This window comes from Cognaticolwellia mytili, assembly GCF_002104475.1.
Taxonomy (GTDB): Bacteria; Pseudomonadota; Gammaproteobacteria; order Enterobacterales; family Alteromonadaceae; genus Cognaticolwellia; species Cognaticolwellia mytili.
The window spans coordinates 749,622-773,976 of record NZ_NBOF01000001.1 but is presented as its reverse complement, the minus strand read 5'-3'; the positions used below and the strand labels follow the sequence as shown (position 1 = coordinate 773,976).

General features: G+C 36.5%; 23 protein-coding genes. 10 read left to right on the top strand and 13 right to left on the bottom strand.

From position 1 onward, the window contains the following. Positions 1-13 precede the first annotated feature (13 nt). The 4 genes from B7C41_RS03280 to B7C41_RS03265 all read left to right on the top strand — a co-directional run bounded on the left by B7C41_RS03280 (position 14) and on the right by B7C41_RS03265 (position 5,188). Positions 14-841 carry a hypothetical protein gene (locus B7C41_RS03280; protein ID WP_085297359.1) on the top strand — a complete coding sequence of 276 codons (828 nt, stop codon included), beginning with the start codon at positions 14-16 and terminating at the stop codon, positions 839-841. Beyond that, entirely contained in the window at positions 838-1,632 is a 795-nt protein-coding gene (locus B7C41_RS03275; RefSeq protein ID WP_085297358.1) for an FRG domain-containing protein, read from the top strand. The genes B7C41_RS03280 and B7C41_RS03275 overlap by 4 nt, the downstream gene beginning before the upstream one ends. A gap of 340 nt (positions 1,633-1,972) precedes the next feature. Beyond that, on the top strand, positions 1,973-3,214 hold the full coding sequence (locus B7C41_RS03270) for a tyrosine-type recombinase/integrase (protein WP_085297357.1): 1,242 nt from the start codon (positions 1,973-1,975) through the stop codon (positions 3,212-3,214). A 126-nt stretch (positions 3,215-3,340) separates the two neighbouring features. After that, the gene (locus B7C41_RS03265) at positions 3,341-5,188 is read left to right on the top strand and encodes a monovalent cation:proton antiporter-2 (CPA2) family protein (RefSeq protein WP_085297356.1); all 1,848 of its coding nucleotides are present in this window, start codon (positions 3,341-3,343) and stop codon (positions 5,186-5,188) included. Positions 5,189-5,313: 125 nt separating this feature from the next. Here the strand turns inward: B7C41_RS03265 and B7C41_RS03260 are convergent, their stop codons facing one another. Further along, complete coding sequence (locus tag B7C41_RS03260; protein WP_085297355.1) at positions 5,314-5,964, bottom strand: DUF3313 domain-containing protein; 651 nt, start codon at positions 5,962-5,964, stop codon at positions 5,314-5,316. Positions 5,965-6,123: 159 nt separating this feature from the next. Further along, complete coding sequence (locus B7C41_RS03255; RefSeq protein ID WP_085297354.1) at positions 6,124-6,693, bottom strand: hypothetical protein; 570 nt, start codon at positions 6,691-6,693, stop codon at positions 6,124-6,126. 194 nt (positions 6,694-6,887) lie between these two features. On the opposite strand from B7C41_RS03255, the gene yghU reads away from it, so the two are divergent. Then, positions 6,888-7,760, top strand: a complete 873-nt coding sequence (gene yghU, locus B7C41_RS03250) for a glutathione-dependent disulfide-bond oxidoreductase (RefSeq protein ID WP_085297353.1) — start codon at positions 6,888-6,890, stop codon at positions 7,758-7,760. A gap of 73 nt (positions 7,761-7,833) precedes the next feature. On the opposite strand, the gene B7C41_RS03245 is transcribed toward yghU, so the two are convergent. From B7C41_RS03245 to B7C41_RS03220, 6 genes are all read right to left on the bottom strand, one after another. Beyond that, positions 7,834-9,045: an EAL and HDOD domain-containing protein gene (locus B7C41_RS03245; RefSeq protein ID WP_085297352.1), complete on the bottom strand. Its 1,212-nt coding sequence runs from the start codon at positions 9,043-9,045 to the stop codon at positions 7,834-7,836. A gap of 133 nt (positions 9,046-9,178) precedes the next feature. Next, positions 9,179-9,604, bottom strand: a complete 426-nt coding sequence (locus B7C41_RS03240; RefSeq protein WP_143764270.1) for a hypothetical protein — start codon at positions 9,602-9,604, stop codon at positions 9,179-9,181. Positions 9,605-9,650: 46 nt separating this feature from the next. After that, complete coding sequence (locus B7C41_RS03235) at positions 9,651-10,847, bottom strand: alkaline phosphatase family protein (RefSeq protein ID WP_085297350.1); 1,197 nt, start codon at positions 10,845-10,847, stop codon at positions 9,651-9,653. A gap of 275 nt (positions 10,848-11,122) precedes the next feature. Beyond that, positions 11,123-11,680, bottom strand: a complete 558-nt coding sequence (locus B7C41_RS03230; protein WP_085297349.1) for a phosphoribosyltransferase — start codon at positions 11,678-11,680, stop codon at positions 11,123-11,125. A gap of 85 nt (positions 11,681-11,765) precedes the next feature. Beyond that, complete coding sequence (locus B7C41_RS03225; RefSeq protein ID WP_085297348.1) at positions 11,766-12,725, bottom strand: M20/M25/M40 family metallo-hydrolase; 960 nt, start codon at positions 12,723-12,725, stop codon at positions 11,766-11,768. 9 nt (positions 12,726-12,734) lie between these two features. Then, entirely contained in the window at positions 12,735-13,952 is a 1,218-nt protein-coding gene (locus B7C41_RS03220) for a tetratricopeptide repeat protein (protein WP_085297347.1), read from the bottom strand. A gap of 425 nt (positions 13,953-14,377) precedes the next feature. Here B7C41_RS03220 and B7C41_RS03215 point away from each other — a divergent pair, with 425 nt between their 5' ends. The 3 genes from B7C41_RS03215 to pepE all read left to right on the top strand — a co-directional run bounded on the left by B7C41_RS03215 (position 14,378) and on the right by pepE (position 17,249). After that, positions 14,378-15,181, top strand: a complete 804-nt coding sequence (locus B7C41_RS03215; protein ID WP_085297346.1) for a hypothetical protein — start codon at positions 14,378-14,380, stop codon at positions 15,179-15,181. A 714-nt stretch (positions 15,182-15,895) separates the two neighbouring features. Then, entirely contained in the window at positions 15,896-16,300 is a 405-nt protein-coding gene (locus B7C41_RS03210; protein WP_085297345.1) for a type II toxin-antitoxin system HicB family antitoxin, read from the top strand. Positions 16,301-16,532: 232 nt separating this feature from the next. Beyond that, positions 16,533-17,249, top strand: coding sequence for a dipeptidase PepE (gene pepE, locus B7C41_RS03205; protein ID WP_085297696.1), 717 nt, complete (start codon positions 16,533-16,535; stop codon positions 17,247-17,249). Between the two features lie 22 nt (positions 17,250-17,271). Here the strand turns inward: pepE and bioD are convergent, their stop codons facing one another. From bioD to bioB, 4 genes are read right to left on the bottom strand one after another with little or no spacing between them, the layout of a single operon-like run. After that, a complete protein-coding gene (gene bioD / locus B7C41_RS03200) occupies positions 17,272-17,949 on the bottom strand; it encodes a dethiobiotin synthase (protein WP_085297344.1) in 678 nt (225 codons plus the stop codon). Between the two features lie 41 nt (positions 17,950-17,990). Further along, positions 17,991-18,776 (bottom strand): malonyl-ACP O-methyltransferase BioC, encoded by a 786-nt coding sequence (gene bioC, locus B7C41_RS03195; RefSeq protein WP_085297343.1) that lies wholly within the window; start codon positions 18,774-18,776, stop codon positions 17,991-17,993. Then, complete coding sequence (locus B7C41_RS03190) at positions 18,776-19,933, bottom strand: aminotransferase class I/II-fold pyridoxal phosphate-dependent enzyme (RefSeq protein WP_085297342.1); 1,158 nt, start codon at positions 19,931-19,933, stop codon at positions 18,776-18,778. Before B7C41_RS03190 ends, bioC begins: the two co-directional genes overlap by 1 nt. 6 nt (positions 19,934-19,939) lie before the next feature. Next, complete coding sequence (gene bioB, locus B7C41_RS03185) at positions 19,940-20,995, bottom strand: biotin synthase BioB (protein ID WP_085297341.1); 1,056 nt, start codon at positions 20,993-20,995, stop codon at positions 19,940-19,942. Positions 20,996-21,095: 100 nt separating this feature from the next. On the opposite strand from bioB, the gene bioA reads away from it, so the two are divergent. Then, entirely contained in the window at positions 21,096-22,400 is a 1,305-nt protein-coding gene (gene bioA / locus B7C41_RS03180) for an adenosylmethionine--8-amino-7-oxononanoate transaminase (RefSeq protein WP_085297695.1), read from the top strand. A gap of 6 nt (positions 22,401-22,406) precedes the next feature. On the opposite strand, the gene B7C41_RS03175 is transcribed toward bioA, so the two are convergent. Beyond that, positions 22,407-22,784, bottom strand: coding sequence for a hypothetical protein (locus B7C41_RS03175; RefSeq protein WP_085297340.1), 378 nt, complete (start codon positions 22,782-22,784; stop codon positions 22,407-22,409). Between the two features lie 146 nt (positions 22,785-22,930). Between B7C41_RS03175 and asnS the strand changes: the two genes are divergently transcribed. Beyond that, positions 22,931-24,331, top strand: a complete 1,401-nt coding sequence (gene asnS, locus B7C41_RS03170) for an asparagine--tRNA ligase (RefSeq protein ID WP_085297339.1) — start codon at positions 22,931-22,933, stop codon at positions 24,329-24,331. The last annotated feature ends 24 nt before the right edge of the window (positions 24,332-24,355 follow it).

Sequence of the window (24,355 nt, the reverse complement as noted above, 5' to 3'; positions counted from 1 at the left end):
GGAAGTAATCATTTTGGGACTAAAAGAATATCATCTATACAGAGCAAAATTTATTAAACCAGCTCAATTACCGTTATTGGCTGAAAATAAGACATCTGCTCAACTATTTTTGGACTCTATTAATGATAAACCAGAGTTTACATTAAACGCATTTAGTGAATGGCATTTAGGTAATGTTCATTATCTTGATGAGTTTTCAGGATCTTTTGCAGTAGGAAAAACAACCACAACTACAGTTGAAAGATTTGATAAAGAGACCGGAAATTTTATTGACCAATTAGATGATTCAAGCCCTTATACGGTCATTATTTTTGATTCAAGTATTGGATTACTTGGTATAGCAAAGAAGTCAAAACTAGCGCCAGATGCTAGTGTTATAAGTCGAAGAGTTGTAGATCTTCTTTCTTCAACGGATACAATAATTAATGCAGGAGTGGAAGTTAGAATAGACGTAATACCAGACCCTTTAGACTTTATTGAAAAATTAAGGGGAGCATATTCAATTAGAAAATTTAAGGCTACTTTCACAGGGCCAAACCCTGTTGATGCAGATGAGTTGTTTCAAAAACCTTTATCTGTGTATGCTCAACAGATGGGAGCAGTATCTGGAACTCTTGAAGTCACAGGTGATACTTTGAATGAAAAGGTTGCTGAATTAGTTGCAAAATCTTCTGCGGCCACTGGTAATACGGCATCCGCAACAGTTGTTCCTATCGAAGGTAAAAAGGCAAAAAATATTAAGATGAAAGGAGAAGCTGTAGTAGTAAATGTAGAAGAGGGGGCTGAAATTAGTGAAATTTTGGAACAAATGAAAGATGAATATTCTAGGGTACGAGGATGATCAAAGAAATTAGTATAACGTCCTCTGATGAATTAATCAGATCTTTGAATGAACTCCCCAATAACTATATATATCGTGGCCACGCTGATGCTAATTGGAAATTGGAATCAACTCTTGAACGTACTTTAGGAGGCAGTTGGACAAACGATAAAGCTGGTCAGTTTGAGGAACATTACCTAAACCTTTTTAAGTCAAAGTATCATATTTATAATAAAAGCGAACATAAACCAAAAAGTAAATTAGCTTGGTTGTCTATTATGCAACATTATGGTGTACCTACAAGATTGATCGACTTCACTGAAAGTCCATATGTAGCGCTGTATTTTGCACTAGAGGCTTACAATCCATTAACTAAATTAGATTTAGCCATATATGCTATAGATTACAGTTCAATAATGAAATCCTCTCTACAGAAGATTAGAGCTTATGATTCAGAGTTTAAAAAGACTGAAAGTGAAATAGTTGGCAGGCAGGATGAGCTATTTGACGAGGTTGTTGATCGGTTTTCGTATGATGTAATCTGGATTACTGAACCTTTGGAGTTAAATGCAAGAATTGATCGACAATCTGGTACATTTTTAATTGCAGGAAATAAAGACGTAAAAATTGAAAACCTTTTATTAGAAGATATTTATTCTGACACCAATATTTTGAAATTTAATATTCCTTTTATTTTATATGAAAATATTTATGCATTACTTCGTAAGATGAACATAAATGCTAAAACAATTTACGGTGACTTAGGAGGTCTAGCCAAATCTATTAGAATGGATATGCAGGTTCACGTATAAGACCAACGCTTCAGGTCTAATAAAGTTAAAGGGGAAATATAACACTACTTGAAAAATCAATAGGTTAGTCATGAAAAACTAATTTTTATATACGCAGTGTTAACAATAATTTTTCTTTTTTCAAAGAATACTTATTAACTTCATTATATCAATAAGTACAAACGCCAGTTAAGAGTAGAGCCGATCCAGTGTTAAAGTTCGAATGACAATAGACGACAAGGTAAGCGCTCTCCCTATCAATACACCCCACTATGTCCGATACTCTTCAGTATTGGACATAGCGTATATGATGCATTAAACTAACTTCATTCCAATATTGATACTCAGAATTAAAAATAATATGTCGTTAAATAAGCCTTTTCCTTTATTCCCACCATACGTTGATTTGTGTGAATTCGATCTTGAAGATTATCCTGAACTAAATGAATTGTTCTCTGCAAACGAACCTTGGTGGCTTGAGCAATTTAACTGGGGAAAAGTTTTTCTTACTTATATAGGTCGAAATAAATCTGAGCATACTTATGACCGTTTTAGAAATGACGTTGAACGTTTTCTTTTATGGGCGTTTATCGAAAAGCAAAAACCTATCGATCAATTACGTAAATCTGACTTTCTAGAATATGCTGACTTTTGTTGGCAGCCACCAGTTCATTGGATTGGTACGTCAAATCAAGAACGCTTTAGGATCACCCATGGTTATTCATCAGCTAACGAACATTGGTTTCCATTTAAAATTCAAGCGCCTAAAAGTCTAAAATCTCAATATGTTGTAGACAAGAAAAAATATCGTCCATCGCAGCAAACGCTGACATCAATGTTTACCGCTATTATCGCATTCTATAATTACTTAATGTCTGAAGATTATTGCGTTGGTAATCCTGCACAAATTGCTAAAAAAGATTGTCGTCACTTTATCATTGACTCACAAGTTAAAGAAATCAAACGCTTAACCGCTAGCCAATGGCAATATGTTTTAGATACCGCTGTAGAAATGGCTGATGAGAACCCTGTTTTTGAACGTAATTTATTCGTTATTGCTGCCTTAAAAACCCTATTTTTAAGGATTTCTGAGCTGTCTGAACGACCAAATTGGTCTCCTGTTATGAGCAACTTTTGGCAAGATGAGGATGAAAACTGGTGGCTGAAAGTGTTTGGCAAAAGTAGAAAACTGCGTGATATTACTGTGCCTATCGATTTTCTGCCATTTTTAGAGCGTTATCGTACTTCTCGTGGTTTATTGGGTTTACCAGCAAGTAATGAAAACTCGATTCTGGTTGAAAAAGTACGTGGTCAAGGCGGCATGACTTCACGCCATTTACGGCGTTTAGTGCAAAGCGTCTTCGACCAAGCTTATGAAAACATGAGAATATCTGAAAGCGCTAACAAGGCATTAAAGCTAAAGGAAGCCTCTTCACATTGGTTAAGACATACCGGTGCAAGTATGGAAATTGAACGTGGGCGCCCTCTTAAAGATATTTCTGAGGATTTGGGTCATGCCAGTATGGCAACAACTGATACCGTTTATGTGCAAAGTGAAAACAAAAAACGTGCAGAAAGTGGTAAACGCCGTAAAGTTGATTAACCTTATTACCAGATAAATACACTATACTGATAGTGCTTCCTGGCTAACTATTGCTTGGCAAGCACAACAGAATTAATTAGATAAAAATCAAATAAATAATAAGTAAAACAAACAACTAGGAACACTATGTTAGAAAGTGCTTTAATTTACCTTGCTGCAGCAATAGTTGCTGTGCCAATTGCCAAACGTTTGGGGCTTGGCTCTGTATTAGGCTATTTGTTAGCTGGAATTTTAATTGGGCCATTTTTATTTGGCTTAGTTGGTGACCAAACAGATACCATGCATTTTGCAGAATTCGGTGTCGTGATGATGCTATTTTTAGTCGGTTTAGAGCTACATCCTTCACGTTTATGGAAACTTAGACACTCGATTATTGGTTTAGGTGGACTGCAAGTCACCCTTTCAACATTGCTAATATTTGCCGCTTGTTTGTACATTTTGGATTTAAGATGGCAAACATCAATGGCAATAGGTTTGATGTTAGCGCTTTCATCTACGGCGATTGTGTTACAGACACTAGCGGAAAAAGGTTGGATTAAACAAGAAGCTGGGCAAAACGCTTTTTCGGTTTTGCTATTTCAAGACATTGCGGTCATCCCTATTCTCGCGCTTTTACCGCTTATGGCCTTTGCTGATTTGTCTGCTACGGCAAGCGATCAAAGCCATGGTAATTGGGTGGAACATTTTCCCGTATATGGCCAAGTACTGATTTCTGTTACCGTTATTGCGGCAATTATTTTAGCCGGTAAATATGTTTCAGCACCCGTATTTAGATATATAGCTGATACTCGATTACGTGAGCTCTTTACCGTATTTGCCTTATTTTTAGTGATCACCATTGCAGTATTGATGCAAAAAATAGGACTATCTCCGGCCTTAGGTACTTTTTTAGCCGGTGTCGTTTTAGCAGAAAGTGACTTTAGGCATGAGTTAGAAGCAGACATTGAACCATTTAAAGGCTTATTACTTGGTTTATTCTTCATTACTGTTGGCGCATCGATTGATTTTCAATTATTTGCCGAACAATTTAGCAGTATCATTTCCTTAGTCATTGGCCTCATAGTAATTAAAGCGATTGTGCTTTACTTCCTCGCTACCTTGTTTAAGTTGCCCGGTAAGCAAAAGTACTTATTTACTTTAGCATTAGCGCAAGGTGGTGAATTTGCATTTGTTTTACTTTCATTAACTACGTCATTACAAATACTTGATGATACGCAAACTAAATTTACGACCTTAGTTGTCGCTATGTCTATGTTGCTATCACCACTATTGTTAATTTTCTACGACAAAGTTATTGATAGAAAAGCAACGGCTGACAATGCTTATGAATCAAGTGAAGAAATAGAGTCTACAACTCAAGTGATCATTGCTGGGTACGGACGCTTTGGGCAGATAATCGGTCGTCTATTAGCTGCTCAGGGTTATCATTTATCAATTTTGGATCACAGCCCTAGCCAAATAGAATTACTGAAACGCTTTGGTAATAAAGTTTATTACGGGGATGCTTCAAGGCAAGACTTATTAGAAGCTGCTGGTGCAAACGAAGCTCGACTTCTAGTCATTGCCATTGATGATGCCGATAAAATTATTGAGCTGTCGAAGCTTGCACAAAAACATTTTCCAAATTTAAGAATAGTCGCTCGAGCGAGAGATAGACGCCATGCTTATGAGTTGATGAGTATCGGGGTTACTGCTTTTAAACGTGAAACTTTTGATTCCGCATTAAACCTTGGGATAGAAGCATTAAAGCTATTGGGTAATGATGATAAAACGGCTGAGCGTGCGGGTACATTATTTTCTGATCATGATCACGAGTCAATGAACTTACTGGCTGAACTTTGGGGTGACGACCATAGCTATGGCGTGGCAGTTAAACAGCGTAAAGAAGATCTTCAATTAGTTTTAGCTAAGGATAAAGCCGAATTAGCCAAGCTTAATACCTGTCATGGTGAAAACTGTGAAGAGCATAATTAAGCTAAACACTTACATTGAATTAGTATTGACGCTAATCATTTAAATTAAGACAAAATTAGATATAAAAAAGGCAGCCTTTTTGTGGCTGCCTTTTTATTTAACACCCTGTGTTAAAATAGAATTAATTACTCGTCATAAATACTAGCGACTTGTTGCTGAAAAAATTCTAACCAATCGTCCAGCAAACCATTAACGTCTTCTTGAGTGATTTCTTCATTATCTGACTGACCACTAATGCCTTTTCTTAATACCTCACCTTTAAGGATATTATCACCATCGAATAATTGTGCTTCTAAATAAATAGCAGCAACGGCATCACGTCGATCGGTGGCAGACTTTATTAAAGTTCTCGCTATAGCAATGGGCAAAACATATTGGTGTGCTTTTAACTGTTCAGTTTCTGATGTTATTGCTGTTATTGCCGGTTTTATCGTTAGTACGCCAGGACCAGGCGCTGTGGCTAAACGACCTATTTTTGATAACCGATCACTAAATCCATTATTTAAATATTCTGTAATTTTTTTAGCTTGTTCAGTATTAACTTGTTCGTTTACGTTAAAACCAGGCAGTAACTCTATCGGTGCCATATAAATTTTATCGTACTGCTTTAAATCGCCTGATAGCCAACGCATTGCTGTTTCATCTTCAAGCGGTTGCAGTTTTTCATAATGACTCAAATATCCGCTCAACTTCATTTCTTCTACAACTAACTTATGCTGAGTTGTACAAGCACTTAGTAATAAACTCGCGGCAATTGAAAATAATGCAACCTTCATAAAAATTCCTTTATTGTGGGCAATTTAAAATCCTAATGGATATAAAAATATTGGCACACATAGTCGTTATGTCAAACATAGTTTAGCTTTTATAGAAAATTAAACGGTTGAATCTTCGTTACTTTTCAGTAATTTTTTGTATCTACAATGCCTCAAAATTTAGTCATTGTTTTGAGGACACTTGGCTTCAAGTGATCTGCTATCGCAAACATAACTTTGTTCAAGTCTACTCTGCCACAATGAAATTTCTTCTAAAGAATATTTATCCTGCCAAATTTTTTGAATGTGATAAAGGCTATCATTTCCTTGAATAAGCAAGTGTAGAATTTTTGCTTCACTGCCATTCTTTCTTAAACAGGTTGTTTGCCAAAATTCTTTTGGATAATTTGTGTCGATAGTTGAGTTGATGGTTTCACTACTAAAATTGATACAAGACTCAATACCCGGTTTGTCGATAATATTTCGAAAGTATTTGTTATTGTGTTTTTCTTTTGGTGTGACACTAACAACGTAAGAGCTCTTAAAACCAAGCGCGGGGTGTTGCCACATTCTAGAATGATAATGCGCTTGGTTTTCAATAATGACTTTCCAGCCAGCAAGAAAACCCGTGTATGGAGTAATAAGGTTTTCTCCCAAAAATACTTGCGGCGTGTGACTAACATTTGTACAGCCAAGTAGCGATGTTAGTAAGCCAAATAGCGTTAAGCGCTTTACATTATCAATGATCATGAAAAATACATTACCTTATACGAATTATTATTTTATCACTTGCCAATATATTCTTTTTTAAATTGCTTTCATACACTTATCATCTAACTGATAGCTACGTGCTCTTAAAATTACTGTTAAAGCCCTCGCGTTTTTTACTCTTTAGGCTTAACGTAGCTATTCATGTAATATTTTAATAATTATAGGAAAATCCCATGAGTGCTGATAATTCATATATTCCACCCAAAGTATGGCAATGGAATACAAGCAATGGCGGGAACTGGGCAAGTATCAATCGGCCTATTTCAGGCCCTACTCACGATAACGCGTTACCAAAAGGGAAGCATCCTTTCCAGCTACATTCGCTCGCAACCCCTAATGGGGTAAAAGTTACGATTATGCTGGAGGAGTTACTAGCCCTGGGTTTCGATGAGGCTGAGTATGACGCTTTTTTAATTGATATTAGTAAAGGAGAACAGTTTGCTAGCGGGTTTGTTGATATTAACCCCAATTCTAAAATTCCCGCACTGTTGGACCAAAGTAATGAACAACCCATTCGCTTATTTGAATCAGGCTCCATTTTGTTGCACTTAGCTGAGAAGTTTAATGCGTTAATACCCAAGGGCGAAAAACGAGCAGAGTGTATGTCGTGGCTATTTTGGCAAATGGGCAGTGCACCTTATTTAGGTGGTGGCTTTGGGCATTTTTATGCTTATGCTCCGGAAAAAATAGAGTACTGTATTGATAGGTTTTCAATGGAGGTTAAAAGGCAGCTAGATGTTTTAGATAAACATCTAGCAAATAATGAATACATTTGTGGAGATGAATATAGCATCGCTGATGTTGCAATATGGCCTTGGTATGGCGCACTTGTGTTAAATAGATTATACGATGCTGCAGAATTTTTAGATGCCGGCTCATACAAAAACTTGATACGTTGGGCTAACCAACTGGACCAACGCCCGGCAATTAAACGTGGTGTGATGGTTAATAAAACGTGGGGAGATTTATCAACTCAACTGCATGAGCGTCATGATGCTAGTGACTTTTTAAAGCGTACACAAGACAAGCTTGAGTTAGAAAATTAAATTAAGCGTAGGTTTTTATTGATAAAATAAAGGAGTATTTAAGTACTCCTTTATTTATATTCATTCAAGTAATTTAAATCCCTAAAGATTTACACCAGTTGCTCGCCTGAACAAATTCTTTATGAATAAAATTTGCATCTAGCCCATAAACATCAATTAATTGTTGGATGTTCTCACCATGACCTGTGATGTAGTTTGTGGTTAAATCTAATAACTCACCAAGTAAACCACTATGATTGACTAAAGCTTCTTCAATTGGCTTGGCTAATGGCATTGTTTTGAGTATTTCATCCATTGGCATACTCAAAAGCACTTCAACGGTACTGAGTAACCCTGTAATAAATGCTAAGTCACTAATTTCTAAAAAAGCACTTTCTTTCGCCAAACTTGACATCAGCTTAGCCGTGATAAGTGATTGCTTAGACACTTCACTATTTTTATCTGATGTAAGTTTTGATAGCGCCAAAATAGTAACGTATTGCTTGAGTTTATCTTCACCTAAGTAGGCAGCCGCTTGCTTTAATGATGTAACTTCAATACGAGTACCCGTGGCAACATTATTGACTAGCTTTAAAAAACCGACGGTTAAATTGACATCATGACTGATAATCTCGGCGATATGGTCAAAATCTAATGGCTTATTAAAGGTTTCACTGATCAAATGTAACATCTGTGATTTTATTGGAGATAGTGTTTGCCCTCTAATTATTTCTGGCTCGTGATAAAAATAACCTTGATAATAATTAAAACCAACTTCTGCTAGTGATTGTAACTGATAATTTGTTTCAACTTTTTCAGCAATTAATTTGATATTAAAAGATTTCAAACGCTCCAGTACCGGCCTTAAGCGTTTAGCATTAGTGACTTCAATATCGATTTTTATCATTGAAATATAAGGGAATAGTACATCCCACTTTTTATCTAAGTCATACTCGGTTAATGCAACCTGATAACCATTTTCATGATAATACTTAACAATTTTCAATAAACGTTCTGTTACTGATTTATGACCAACCAACTCGATAACAATTGACGATTTATCGAACATTAATGGGTACTTATTAATCAAGCATTTTTCAGTAAAATTGATAAAAGCGAGTTTTCCTAAACTAATAGACTGAATATCACCTTGAAAATGATTTTGTATCACTAGCTTAGAACTAGCAATATCTTGATCTATCTCAGGAAATCTATTTTCTGGACTATCCCTAAACAACAATTCATAACCTATAGTTTGATTGTTACGGTCCAGTATGGCCTGACGTGCTATGTAGCTTAATTCCATGGCAAAACTTCAATTTTATTCTTTAATTTAAAACATACCTTATTATGCATGTTAATGAAAAGTTATTTAAGGTAAATTTAATAATATTTTCGCTCAACAAGCAAAGTAAAAAATAGGTATGAGCACTCAAAAATCAGCACTGTAAATTTATACTACTGCTTTCAATATATAAGGTGTCACCGTAATTTACATTTTTAATATAAGGTGCTAATACTTCTAGTTGATTGTGTGGATGAAAGTGTGCAACTTTTGTTGCTATTTGAGGTTGATAAATCAAGGCTTGATAAGCGATATTTTTGTAAAATAATTGGCAAGTGAAAAACTTGAAGTCTTCTGCAGGAACTGATGAATGCCACTTTACCTTTTGAAAATAAAAGGTTGGCTGGGATAACGATATTTTTTGACAATCAAAGTGAATATTAAGTGTTGCAGGAAAAAAACCTGTCAGGCTTAAGCCTAACGCTTCAAAATAAGGTATTTGTGCATTAACAGTACCATTAGGAAATAAGGAGTTTTTGGTTAATCCTGAAGCAACTTGATAGCCTTTTACTAAGCTCACTTGGTATTTCCCCATAAATCCCCTTTTCTTCCAGGTTAAAAGTATTTTATTTACGGACAATCTCGTCTGCTATTTGATAAGTGCCATCAATATTGTCTACATCTTTTAAACCCAATGCACGGGTAATAATAGGCAACACATTAACGTTATTAAAAGCATCTATTTGTACATTTTTTTTAAATGATGGCCCTGTCGCAATAAAAATCGCATCGAGATCTCGTTGTGATTTAGGGTCATAACCATGAGTTTCTGGGTCAATATGACTACGGCCTTTATCGAAGATATATGACATTTCAGCATCAATAATTGCATTAGGTATGGAAGGGCCGTCGGTGTTTAACTGCCAATGCGCGGGAAAATTAGGGTGTTGATATATCTGGTAGCCCTTTTGCTCTTCTTGCTGGCTTTGAAAAAGTGTTAAGCTTTCTTGTAGTTTTTGATTATTGTCGCTATACAAATAAAGCTGCGTCGAGCCATTAATAACTTTAACATCATCAATTTGCATATTTTTCCACTTGATCACATGTTTTTTATCTATTTTAGTCATACCGTGATCAGAAACGATAACCAAGTTAACCTGGCCAGAAAATTCAGTATTAATTTGCTCAACAAATTCAGCTAACAAATTATCAAGTTCAGTTATTGCTTGAATAAGCTCTGGTGAGTTTTCACCAAAATCGTGGCCTGCATCATCAATACTGGCAAAATATCCAGTAATGAAGTTTGGTCGCTCAGCGGCGGGCAAACGTAACCAATTTAATATCTGGTCAAAGCGTGTTTTATTAGGTGTGGAGTGCTTATAAGGATAATAGTAACTTGCGGTTTTATTTTCTCTTGATGTTTCTGATTCTGGCCAAAAATATACTGCGGATTTATTGCCTTGTCGTTCATTAATATGCCAAAGGGGATCTGCAGTTAACCAGCGAGCATCGTTCTTCCCAGCGCCGAGCTTATATTTTTCGTTAATATCTCGATTAAAAAAGCTGTTATGTACGATGCCATGGTTAGCAGGATATTGTCCGGTTATTATACTTAAATGGTTTGGAAAGGTTTTACTGGGGAAAACTGGTAACAGTGCTTTTGCACTTGTACCTTGCTCAACCAAGCTATTTAATGCTTTAGGTTGATAAGTTTCTAAATAACGCTGTGCAAAACCGTCAATAGACAATAAAACTAATGGTGTTTTAGCCGAAGTAAAGGCTGAAAAGAGGCAACAAAAAAGTAAACCTGTACTGATTTTCATGCAATATGACCGTTTAATATGCTTTTAAAAGCGTAACATAATGCATTAATTGTTTTTGTACAAGTTAGCTGATCTAAACACTGGGTAAACAGTATTTGCTCATTGTTAAAACCCAGAAGAATAGCATGCTATTAATTAACTTGTATATCAAGCACTCAGTATCAACAACGCAAGTATCGCCACTATTATCTTGCGATTACTTAATCGTTTAGTGGGTAAAAAAATAGCGCACCATTTACAGCGTGCGCTATTTTCTATCTAATTAAAGTTAAAGGTTAAACAAACAAATCTAAAATATTAGCTAAATCTTTTTTACCATCAGTGATTTCTTCTGGCGTTAAGCCTGATAATTCATGAGGGAAAACTAACCATTCTGAAGATTCATGGACATAATAATCAGGAACTAAATCAACCTTAGAGTTTTGAGGTTTATACCATGGGCATGCAATACGCACATCTGTTGGCATATTGTTGCGGCTTAACTTTTTCAATTGAGTTATTAATGCTTCAATACTGCGACCAGAATCAAAAACGTCATCAACGATTAGTAAACCGTCATCAGCATTAGCATTTTCAATAATATAATGTAATCCGTGAACTTTGATTTCTTTGCTTTGCTGATTAATACCATAATAAGACGAAGTACGAACGGCAATATGATCCGTTTCTACTTTTTTAAAATCAAAATATTCTTGCACTGCAATACCAATGGGCGCACCACCTCGCCATATTCCAACAATAAATTGTGGTCTGAAACCGTCTTCATATACTTTCGCTGCCACACGAAATGAATCTTCAAGCAATTCCTGCGCTGTTATAAATCGCTTTTCCATTGATGAGCTAACCTTAGTTTTATATTTAATCGTGGTGGCTATTATAACGTATTTTTCTTTGTTCTGAGTAGCCTAGCGAACTTTTTTATAGATTTCGATCAAGGAAGATGATTTGCTGATAAATGCTATCAACAGCTTTGATAAAAAAGGGATGATTGATGTTGTCATAAGTATCTGATGTTTTATGGTAATTATTATGTGTTCCAACACCAAAATAAATGAAAGGAATGCCTTGTTGATAGAAAGCACCATGATCACTGGCCATTTGCCACTTTATCTTGTTATCTGGGTGATTAAAGCCCTGCCTAAAGCCTTTTTTAATTCTAATCAAGGCGTGCTGCTGATTGACAGTGTATGCGGATAGTTGATTGGCGTTAAGTATGGTATCTAAGTCATAGCTTATGTAACGCAGTTTTTTTGTATGCTTATTGCCTGCAATCATATCAATATTAATATTTAGTATAATATTGCCCAGTATGTTCTGGTTTTGCTCAACAAACGCTTTTGCTCCCTTTAAGTTGGCTTCTTCGCCATCAGTAAACAATAAAATAACGCTATAACGTAAGGGCATTGTTTTCAAAATTTGTGCATAGTGTAATAAGGCTGCAGTACCAGAAGCATTATCATCGGCGCCGTTAAATACTCTTTTACCACGGCCACCAAGATGGTCAAAATGCGCACTTAAGACAATAAACTTATCAGAATATTCAGAGCCCGGTATTAAAGCGACAACATTATTTCCTTGCGTTGATTTTAATATCCCATCGATCGAAAAAGGTGCAAGATAACTTTCTCCAAATGGTAATACCCCCTTTTCAGCAAGTTGCTCTACAAGGTAACTTTGAGCTAACTTATTGCCATAACTGCCAACTTTTCGGCCTTGTAAACGATCAGAAGATAGGTATTTAAGGTGTTGCAGTAAACTAGGTTTTACTGCAACACCAGCCTGAGGTACTTTGCTAAAATCCTCGGTTACAATATTTCGATTTGAACAAGCCATTACCACCTGTATTAAGACAAAACACGAGATCTTTTTAAAGTTCATATATTATTGTTATCCTTTGATTTTTCTTAACATATTTAACTTTGTAATATATTGTTGGTCAATCTGTTTGATACGATTTTTGGCAATCGCTTTTTTCATGTAATTTTGTGATTTTTCTATATCATCTAACATATAATAAATTTTTGCTAAACCAAAATAGAATTCATGGACATTTTTATTTAGTTGTATTGCCTTACGGTAATGATGTATCGCTTGGTGATAATCACCTTTATAAAACTTTTCATCACCAAGTAAAGCATAGTAATAGGGATTATTGGCTCTTTTTCGCATAATAAAAGCATCCAATTGTTTGGCTTGCTCATAATCACCATTACGATGTAAAAGTAAACTCAAGTTAGACATTGAGGTTAAGTTATTGTCGTTAATACTAATGGCGTATTGATATGTTTCAATTGCGATTTTTTCATGGCCGTTAAAACGGTATAAGATCCCTAAATTCCCCCACGCAGATGAAAAGGTGGCATCTATTTTCGTTGCAGCCTTTAAATATGCATAAGCGGTAATATAATCTCCATTTACCATAGCATTAGCGCCTTTATTATTATAAAACATAGCGATAACTCGATTTTTGCTGATAATTTTTTTAGGGAAAGTTTTTTTTAAGACAAAAGGGTCAAAGTCGATTTCAGCTATACTTCGCTCAAAAAAAACAACTTTATTAGGGGAACTTTTCTCCATTACACGTAAATTAACATGCCCTGTCAGCATATTCATTCTGCCATTACGCATCCAGTATTCTGGTATTTTGACACTTTGAAAAACTACATCTAAGTCCGAAGCTTTGGCAATGGCATAAGCCATAATAGTTAAGGATAAACAATTAGCTTCTTTGTTTTGATACGCTCGTGAAGCGATGACATTAGCGCCCTTATTATAAGTTAAGTTGAGTTGTTCAGGGCTAAAGAAATATTTGAGTAGTTTTTTTGCTTTTTTATGGTTGCTTGATTCGCGAGTTAACTCCTTGGCAACCATAGCTTTCATGTCACTATCTAATTCAAAAATTGACTTTTCACTCTCTACTTCCACACTAGCAAAATTTTTAAACTGCTCATCTAGGTATATCGGCTCAACTTTTATTAATTTTTGTTGATATCCTGAAGTTGATTGGCAACCTGTTAACGATATTAAAGTCAGGCTGATAGTAATTATCATGATAATAAAATTCATAAATACTCCTACAATGCAAAACTTGATATATTTAAGCATAATAGGAATTGTTCAAATCAAGATCTTTTTTTGAGAGTATTAATAAAAGATTACAATTTAAACGGACTTCTATTAGGCTGTACCTTCCATACTAAGTACTAGCGAAACGATGGTTTTTTCGGGTAATACTTACCACTTTAATGCCGCAATAACTTTTACAGCGAAGACTATATTTTTTTGTCTATAAAAACATTTCGTGCCATCACAGTAGTCAACATACGTTCGTTTTTATAGCATTAGGAAATGTAAATTATGATATAACTGGTTACGCGATACCGCATAACTCGCAACATCGTTCCAGTAAAGTATTGAATAGTGTGGATAAATACCCATTAAGCGATCAACCATTGGAATGTTGTAGAAGTTGAGCTAAATTAGTATCTAGATAATTAAATGCTAATTTATCGTTAATAAAGGATTTGCTTTTGAAAACTAAAAAACTCTTTTTGTCATCACTTATACTAATTACGGCATGCAACTCCTCAACTTCATCAACGAGCTCTCCCCCAACTAGCCCTCCTCAAGTTAGTTATGATTTTTCGAATAGTACAAATCTTTCAATTCCAATTAATTCAGATAAACAAAAGTATAAAGTTCTACTTTTCGGCAATAGCCACATTTCAGGTCTCGAACAGATAATAGAAAAATTAATTACAATCGGTTTGCCTGAAAAATCGATTGAGCTTACCAGTGCATCAAGCCAATTATATTTAAAAGAGCGGCTTTACGATGGATCATCATTAAACACTTTACAAAACACTGATTGGACTCATGTTATTTTTCAAGCACAGAAATATTCACAAAGTGGCACTGTAGATTATCCAATTGATGGCACAAAAAAGTGGCTGCAACTTACCAAGGAGCAAAATGCGACACCTATTTTATTTCCAGAACACCCACAACAAGGAAATGCGGTCGAGGGAATAATGGTCCATAATATTCATACTCGTATCGCTGAGCAAGAGTCTAGTTGCGTAGCGCCTATAGGGTTAACATGGAATGAAGCTTTAATGCTTAAACCGACGCTGCAGTTACATAATGCTGATGGTAACCATGCATCAATGGTTGGTCGTTTTTTATCTTCACTTGTTTTCTATGAAGTTATTACGGGCAGCTCTGCCGACCTACTACCTTATATTGAAAGTATTGATTTAGACGTCGAATCACAAGATTTTCTTGGTCAAATTGCTTCACAAATTATCGCAGAAAACCCTGCTTGTCAGTATTAAATTGACTCAAGATTCAGCAAAGCGAAAAAGAGCTAACACTATGACGCTGAATAACTAGCGTAATTGTTATTGGCAATTGCTTCAAAATTGCTCTATCGCCTGAATTAATTCGGGCGCACTTAAAAATCAATAATGCCGAAGGTTGATTTCCCCGCATGAATTTCATAACACTCAATGAACTACTGTGATTATAGAAAATATCTCCCTAGACTATTTCAGCTCTAAAAATTAAAGCAGTAAAATAGAGCCTGTCGTTTTTCATGTCATGCGCTAAAGTTTGGTGCCATTAAATGGCGAGTAGCCATCAAAGGTACTTCTTCGAGATTATTAGAAACCAAGAATATCATCAACAGTTACTTTACCAATTGCCCTCAAATAGCCTCCACTTTTATTAGCTTAAAGTAAATCATACTCACTGTCGCAATAACCCCTACAACCCCATGCAGAAGCCGTATACTAAACCACTGATAATAAACACTTTAAATACAAACAAAAGTTTTAAAAATAATAACTCCCTTAATAATAACACGATAAAAAATAGTGAATGTTCACAAACTCAAAAAATAAGAGTTACAAGGGTTATAGAAAATACTTTATCCGGAGTTACTGGAGTCCATGATCACGAGATCTAGGACACCCGGGAGTTATTAACAATCTTTACTTTTGGGGGTATAAGAGTTACAGTTGATATAGATGAAAATTGAGGCAAACATCATGCAGTATCCTGTTCAGGCGATAAATAATATTGAAGAAAAAGGCTATATTCTTTCTGTAATTGACCTACCTGGTTGCCAGGTAAAAGCACTTACGCTAGACGAAGGATTAGCCAAACTTAATGAAGCAATGGCCGCACACTTAAGTGTTTTAGTGGAGTATGGTGAACCAATTCCGCCAGCAAAATCGATAGAAGAGCATATGCTGGTGGCAAATCAGCCAACAGTCATTTGGGCATTATTAGAGTTCGATATCATTCCCTACATGGGGAAGAGTCATAAAATCAATGTTACCTTGCCAGAGCTTTTGATAAAAAAAATTGATGATCGGGTGGCTAAATCGGCCCAATACAACACACGCTCTGGCTTCATTGCTAATGCATGTATAGCAGAGCTTGCAAAATAATTTGTCAACGGCTGCTCATTTTCAGGTAAAATATATATGCCCAAGTTACGTGAAAATACAGTTTTAGAGTTAATCTAGGAAATCAGAGCAAGAACAAGCACGTAGGTAATGAAATTGTCAGTTTATTCAATTAATACCTTGTGAATACCCCTTTCTCTACTTGCTGAATCGAGTCTTTTCAGGTGCCTTGGTTATACTCATAACGAAATACTCTTAAGGTAAGAATGTGACCATTAAAAATGCAAATCTGCTATTACTTAGCAGTTCACGAGTTGGTGATACAAAATATTTAGAACACGCTTTAAATATGATTAAAGCTAAGCTTAACGGTGTCACTGATTTACTCTTTGTCCCCTACGCTGGTGTCACCGTGAATTATGATGAATATACGCAAACGGTACAAAATGCTTTAAATACAATTGATGTGAAAGTTACCGGCATTCATCAATATGACGATCCTATTGCTGCAGTAAATAATGCTCAGGCCATTGCTGTAGGTGGCGGTAATACCTTCCACTTATTACATCAATTATATAAACAAAATTTGATTCCAGCGATACAAAGTAAAGTAGCAACTGGAATGCCTTATATTGGTTGGAGTGCAGGCTCAAACATTGCTGGTTTGTCAATTAGAACTACCAATGATATGCCAATTATTGAACCAGAAAGTTTTACCGCATTAAATCTTGTTGATTTTCAACTCAACCCTCATTACACAGATTACAACCCTCCTGGCCATAATGGTGAAACAAGAGCACAACGTTTAGCAGAATTTATGGTTTTAAATCCCAAGACACCAATTGTTGCGATTGTTGAAGGTACAGCATTAGACATTGCTGACAATAGCCTTCGTTTGACTTGTGATAATGGCAGTAATTCAGGCTACATTTTTAAGGGTGGCCATAAATCAACAATCACGACAGAAGATAATTTGAACGATTTATTATAATTTTTTGCAGACACAGATAAACCTAAAGTAACGCAGTTAAAATAGTAAGATCTATTTTCTGCGCTGCTTTTGCTATATCAGGTTCAAAACCTAATTCGGCCAACTTAGGCATGGGTAATAAAGTAGTAAGCTCTGCCATATTCTCTGTTAAGTACGGCATATCTTCTTGGCAATTTGCTACCCAGCCAACGCATGCCAAACCGTCGGCGATTATAGATTGATAGGTTAAAACGGCATGGTTTAAACAACCTAGTTTCATATTAACTACTAAGATAACTTGTTGTTTTGTCAATTGTGCAAAATCAGAAAGGAACTTACCGTTTCCTAAAGGTAATCGCCACCCGCCGGCCCCCTCACAAATGAGTATATCCGCGCCAAACTTACAGATTTCTTCATAACCTTTTTCAATACTTGTAAGAGAGATTTCTCTTTGTTCTTTAGCTGCGGCAATGTGTGGCGCGATCGCAGGTTCAAAAGCTATTGGATTAACTTGCTCAATTGTTTGCTGACAGTTCGACTGCATTTGTAGTAGCTTTGCGTCTTCATTGACTAAAACACCATTAATTCGCTCGCAGCCTGCTGATATTGGCTTATAAACCGCTACTTTTTTATTTTCTGCAATAAAAGCATTTATCAACGCTTGTGCAACATAGGTTTTTCCTGCATCAGTATCAGTTGCGGTAACAAATAATTTTAACATCGTTGAATATTCACTTAATCATGATTCTAGAATTAATAAAGCTAGCTACTTAACTTCACCACTAAACCAGAAAAAACCTTATAGGTTGCTGGATAAATGCCACTTGGCTCTTGGAAATCTTGATAGCTTGTGGTCATTTTTTTCCATTTTTCTTTACCTGCAAGCCCTTTCCCCTGTTTTTTAGGAACATGGCTAGCTCCTAAGCCTTTTAATTCGTGAGCTAGATGTAAAACATTTTCATATTCTAGGATTATATCTTCGGCTTTATCGTTCAGTAACTTTCTATCATTGCCATTAAGTAATGAGCGAACTTCTTGTACGGGTTTAAAATCAATTACGTGTTTATCGTTATCTACTTGCGCCCACGAAGATTTAAGTTCAAATAAGGTGCCATCAACTAAAGTACTAAAGATGAATAGGCCACCAGGCTTTAATACTCGCATCACTTCATCAAGCACAAGATCTAAAGGGTCACACCATTGGATCATCAAGTTGGAATAAATAAAATCTACGCTGTTATCTTGCAATGGTATTTTATAAGCGTCAGCCTCAAGCCAATGAATCGAAGAGTTTCGACTATCTTTGGCAAAATTCAGCATTTTATTAGAAATATCTAAGCCAATGACTTGTTGATATCTACTTGCCAATAGGTCAGTAAAAAAACCTGTGCCTGAACCTAGGTCTAAAACACTTAAGTCGTTTCTATTCGGTAACCAAGGCATTAAATGTTTACCACAATATCGTTGCAAGCGTGCTGATATATCATAAGAAGCACTAGCCGAGCCAAACGACCTTGCTATTTTGTAGCGACTACTCAATTCGGACATTAAGCTATAACCTCATTAATACAATTAGCTAGGTAATTGATATCTTTAGCATTGTGACTAGATGTTATCGTAACGCGTAACCGAGAGCTATTTATTGGAACGGTTGGCGGACGTATTGCCGTTAGCCATATCCCTTTCTCTCGCAATTTTTGACAAACATTTAGTGTTGAAGTCTCATCACCTATAACAATGGCATGTATTGATGATGCACTTTGAATTAATTTTACTTTATTACTAAGTTTTGACATTAATAATAGGCTCAACTCTTGAATTTTTATCCGCCGCCAATGCTCTTTTTGAGCTAACTCTATGCTCTTTTTTGTTGCCCAGGCTAATGCAGGAGAAATTGCCGTCGAATAAACATAGTGCCGTGAGAAATTAATCAAGTAATCTGCTAATGACTCATCACAGGCAACAAACGCTCCGCTTGTTGCTAAGGCTTTACCAAAAGTTGCCATTACGACATCTACTTCAGTATTAGCACTACTACCTTGTCCCTTTTCACCTACTACGCCAATACTATGTGCGTCGTCTAAATAAAGCATTGCTTGGTGTTGTTTAGCAATTTGGGCTAACGATGAAACCTTAGCTTGGTCGCCATCCATACTAAAAACACCTTCTGAAACAATAATATTATTAGTTTCTTCTGCAGAAGTGTTCGTTTGACTTTTACTGAGTAAACGCGAGAGTTGGGCAGTATCGTTATGTAAAAAGCGTTTAATTTTCGCATCGCTTGCTAATGCTCCATCAATTAAAGACGCATGACTCAGTTTATCTAAATATATATGACAGGTTTTATTACCTAAAACTTGCATCATTGCAGTATTCGCTGAAAAACCACTAGCAAAGAGTAAACACTTGGGCTTGTTCAACCATTCACAAATATCATTTTCTAGTGATTGATGCGCATAGGAGTATCCGGTGATTAAACTTGAGCCGCTAGCACAAGTACCAAAACGTTCAGCGCCCTCTTGCAGCGCCTTATTTATCTCGCGGTGGTGATTTAAACCCAAATAATCATTAGATGAGAAATTTAGATACTGCTTACCATTGATGGTAACTTCACGGCCACTTTGCTCAGCAACACATTGACGCGCTCGATATCGAGCACGTGCTTTTTGTTGCTTAATGTCGTGCTTTAAAAACTCAAACGTCATTGCTATTTAGTTAACAGCGTTGTAAAAAAGATCGCTATTTTGCTGATCAATAACCGCCGTAGTCAATCGCTGTTCATCGTCATCTGAACCGGCAATGGTTTCAGTGTTAATGCCTAAGCGTTTGAATAACATCATATCTTTATTCGCTTCAGGATTACCTGTGGTTAATAATTTACAACCGTAGAATATTGAATTCGCGCCCGCTAAAAAGCACATAGATTGCATTTGTTCATTCATTGCATCACGACCTGCTGATAAACGTACATGGCTTTTTGGCATCATAATGCGTGCTACAGCAATACAGCGAATAAATTCAAAATGATCTAAATCTGCAACATCAGATAATGGTGTACCTTCGATTTTCACTAACATGTTAATTGGTACACTTTCTGGTTGTGGAGAAAGGTTCGCTAATTGAGCAAGTAGTGACGCACGGTCTTTACTTTCTTCACCTAAACCAACAATACCGCCACTACACACTTTCATACCGGAACTTCGTACATTAGATAAAGTATCTAATCGGTCTTGGTAAGTGCGTGTAGTAATTATTTGGTTGTAATGCTCTGGAGATGTATCTAAGTTATGGTTGTAATAATCGAGCCCAGCATCTTGCAATTCATCTGCTTGCTCTGAAGATAACATGCCGAGTGTCATACAAGTTTCTAACCCCATGGCTTTTACGCCTTTTACCATTTCTACAACATGTGGCATGTCGCGAGCTTTAGGGTTACGCCAGCCAGCGCCCATACAAAAGCGGGTTGAGCCTTGATCTTTAGCTACCTGTGCAGCTTCTAATACTTTTTCAATCTCCATCAAACGTTCTTTATCGATATCTGTTTTATAACGAGAGCTTTGTGAACAGTACTTACAATCTTCTGGACATGCCCCAGTTTTAATCGATAACAAAGTACTAACTTGTACTTCATTCGGATTGAAGTTTTCACGATGAATAACTTGTGCTTTGAACATCAGATCATTAAATGGCATATCAAACAAAGCTTTCACTTCGTGAGCTTGCCAATTGTGACGAATTTCGCTTTGGTTTAATGTCTGCTGGGTCATAGTATTTCGCTCGTTTTGAAAATTGCATCTAATAATATTAACGGGTAGTCTATGCACCAACACCAAGATGTCAACTAATTTACCTACTCAAGCCTTACATATGAACAAAAAACAAACAGAATTACTCGAATTTGATAAAAATCACGTTTGGCACCCATATACCTCTATGTCGAACCCACTACCTTCCTACTTAGTAGAGTCAGCAAATGGCGTGCATATTACGCTAGCTAGTGGCGAAAAAATTGTTGATGGTATGTCTTCATGGTGGTCAGTTTTACACGGTTATAATCATCCGGAACTAAATAACGCCTTGCTCAAACAAACAGAAAAATTTGCTCATGTTATGTTTGGTGGTTTAACTCATCAACCCGCAGTCGATTTATCTAAAACGCTAATAGAAATAACACCAAGTGGTTTAAATAAGGTATTCCTCAGTGATAGCGGCTCGGTTGCTGTGGAAGTGGCGTTGAAAATGTCGTTGCAGTATTGGCACAGCAGAGGTAAAGCTGAGAAACATAAAATATTGACCGTTAAAAATGGCTACCACGGTGATACTTTCGCCGCGATGTCGGTTTGTGACCCTATTAATGGTATGCATCAATTATTTGAGTCAGTTTTGATGAAGAATATTTTTGCTCCTGCACCGAAAACAGCCTTTAATGAAAAATGGGATGCCTCAGAGCTTGATGAGTTAACCTATTTATTTAAACAACACCACCATGAAATAGCAGCCTTTATTATTGAACCTATAGTTCAAGGTGCTGGCGGTATGCGTATTTATCACCCTGAGTACTTAAAAGCGTGCCGTTCATTATGCAATGAATATAATGTATTACTAATAGCCGATGAAATTGCTACCGGCTTAGGACGAACAGGAAAATTATTTGCCTGTGAATGGGCTGATATAAGTCCTGATATTATCTGTCTAGGAAAAACATTAACCGGCGGCTACATGACACTAGCTGCAACTTTATGTACTGACGAAATAGCAAATACCATTAGTGACGGTGAAGCTGGTTGTTTTATGCACGGGCCAACCTTTATGGGTAATCCATTAGCTTGTGCAGTTGCTAATGCTAGCTTAGCAATTTTAAAGCGTGATCAATGGCAACAACAAATAGCCGACATAGCATTATTATTTAAAGAACAGTTACTGCCACTAAAACAGCATAAACGCGTAAGCAGCACACGTGTGTTAGGCGGTATTGGTGTGGTAGAAGCGACACAAAATGTTGATATGGCGGTGATCCAAAAACGCTTTGTTGAACTAGGTGTTTGGATCCGCCCTTTTGGCAAGCTAATTTACATTATGCCGCCATTTGTTAGCAAAACTGAAGACTTAGTACTTTTGGTTAACGCCATTACGAATGTACTAAATGACGACAGTTGCTTTAAGTGCGACTAAACTTAATCAGTCCACTTTAACTACCGATATCTGTACTAAGACAAAACTTATCCAAGCGATGGTAATGACAAGTAGTAGTAAAATATTAAAATGCTTGCCATCGTTTTTACGTCGACTACGATATTTATCTAGAATTAAACATAAATAGCTGCTTAGTGCGCTTAACCATAAAATAATGTAAAGATAACCCGTTAGAGGTGTTAACCAGAATTTTCTAATTTCGATGTCTCGATACCGCAGATAGCCATAGTCAGCTTCAGGCGCCGCGTAATATGACACTATAAGTGCAAAAGCGAATAAACCCCAACCAATAATTGCCAATGTTCTCACCGTATAAGTCCATATATCAGTCGAACTTCTTCGCTCTTTTTTCAGTATATTCATATATTACTCGGCCTTTTATCGCTAATTTTCAATTTTTCCTTTTATATAGACCGGATTTAGCAACTTTTACTTGTTAAACCTTATAAGCAAGGTAACATATCAATCCTTAAAAACTGAGCACATTTTGACAGAAAAGAGGTTTGTAAATGTCAGTCATTGCAATTACTGATATCTTGGCAGGAAAACATCCTGTTAATGAATCAATTACTATCCACGGTTGGATCCGAACACGTCGCGATTCAAAAGCCGGTATTTCATTTTTAGCTATACATGACGGTTCATGTTTTGATGCTATTCAAGCAATTGCTCCGAGTAATTTAGATAATTATCAGACTGATGTATTAAAGCTTACTACGGGTGCAGCGGTAAAAGTTACCGGCATTTTGGTTGAGTCTCCTGGTAAAGGTCAATCGTTTGAACTTCAAGCAGAACAAGTTGAAGTATTAGGTTTAGTTGAAGACCCTGATACTTACCCTATGGCAGCTAAACGTCATAGTATAGAATTTTTACGTGAACAAGCACATTTACGTCCGCGCACGAATATTGGCGGCGCAGTAACACGTGTTCGCAATACTTTGGCACAAGCAGTACACCGTTTCTTACATAGCAAAGGTTACTTTTGGATCAGCACACCATTAATTACCGGTAGTGATTGTGAAGGCGCAGGCGAAATGTTTCGCGTAAGTACCCTTGATATGGAAAACTTACCATTAAATGATCAAGGCAAAGTTGATTACGACCAAGACTTTTTCGGTAAAGAAACATTCTTAACGGTTTCAGGTCAATTGAATGTTGAAACTTATTGTTGTGCCCTTTCTAAAGTTTATACTTTTGGTCCAACATTCCGTGCTGAAAACTCAAATACTACTCGCCATTTAGCTGAGTTTTGGATGATCGAGCCAGAAATTGCTTTTGCCGATTTAGCTGATGCTGCAGACCTTGCAGAAGAAATGCTTAAGTATGTTTTCCAAGCGGTACTTGATGAACGTGCTGACGACATGGCTTTTTTCCAACAACGTGTAGATAAAACTGTTGTTGATCGTTTAAATTCAGTGATTAATAACGACTTTGTGCGTTTAGATTATACTGATGCAATCACCATTTTAGAAAACTGTGGTAAGAAGTTTGAGAACAAAGTCGCTTGGGGCGTAGATTTAAACTCTGAGCACGAACGTTATTTAGCTGAAGAACATTTTAATGGTCCAGTAGTTTTACAAAACTACCCGAAAGATATTAAGTCTTTCTACATGCGCCTAAATGATGACGGTAAAACTGTTGCTGCAATGGATATTTTAGCACCAGGCATTGGCGAAATCATCGGTGGTAGCCAACGTGAAGAACGTTTAGATGTTTTAGATAAGCGTTTAGCTGAAATGAATTTAGATCCGGCTGACTACAGCTGGTATCGTGACTTACGTCGTTACGGCACAGTACCTCATTCTGGTTTTGGCTTAGGTTTTGAACGTTTAGTGGCTTATGCAACAGGCATGCAAAACGTTCGTGACGTGATCCCATTTCCAAGAACACCAAACAACGCTGCATTTTAGTTCGCCGATTTTGTGTAGAACTTA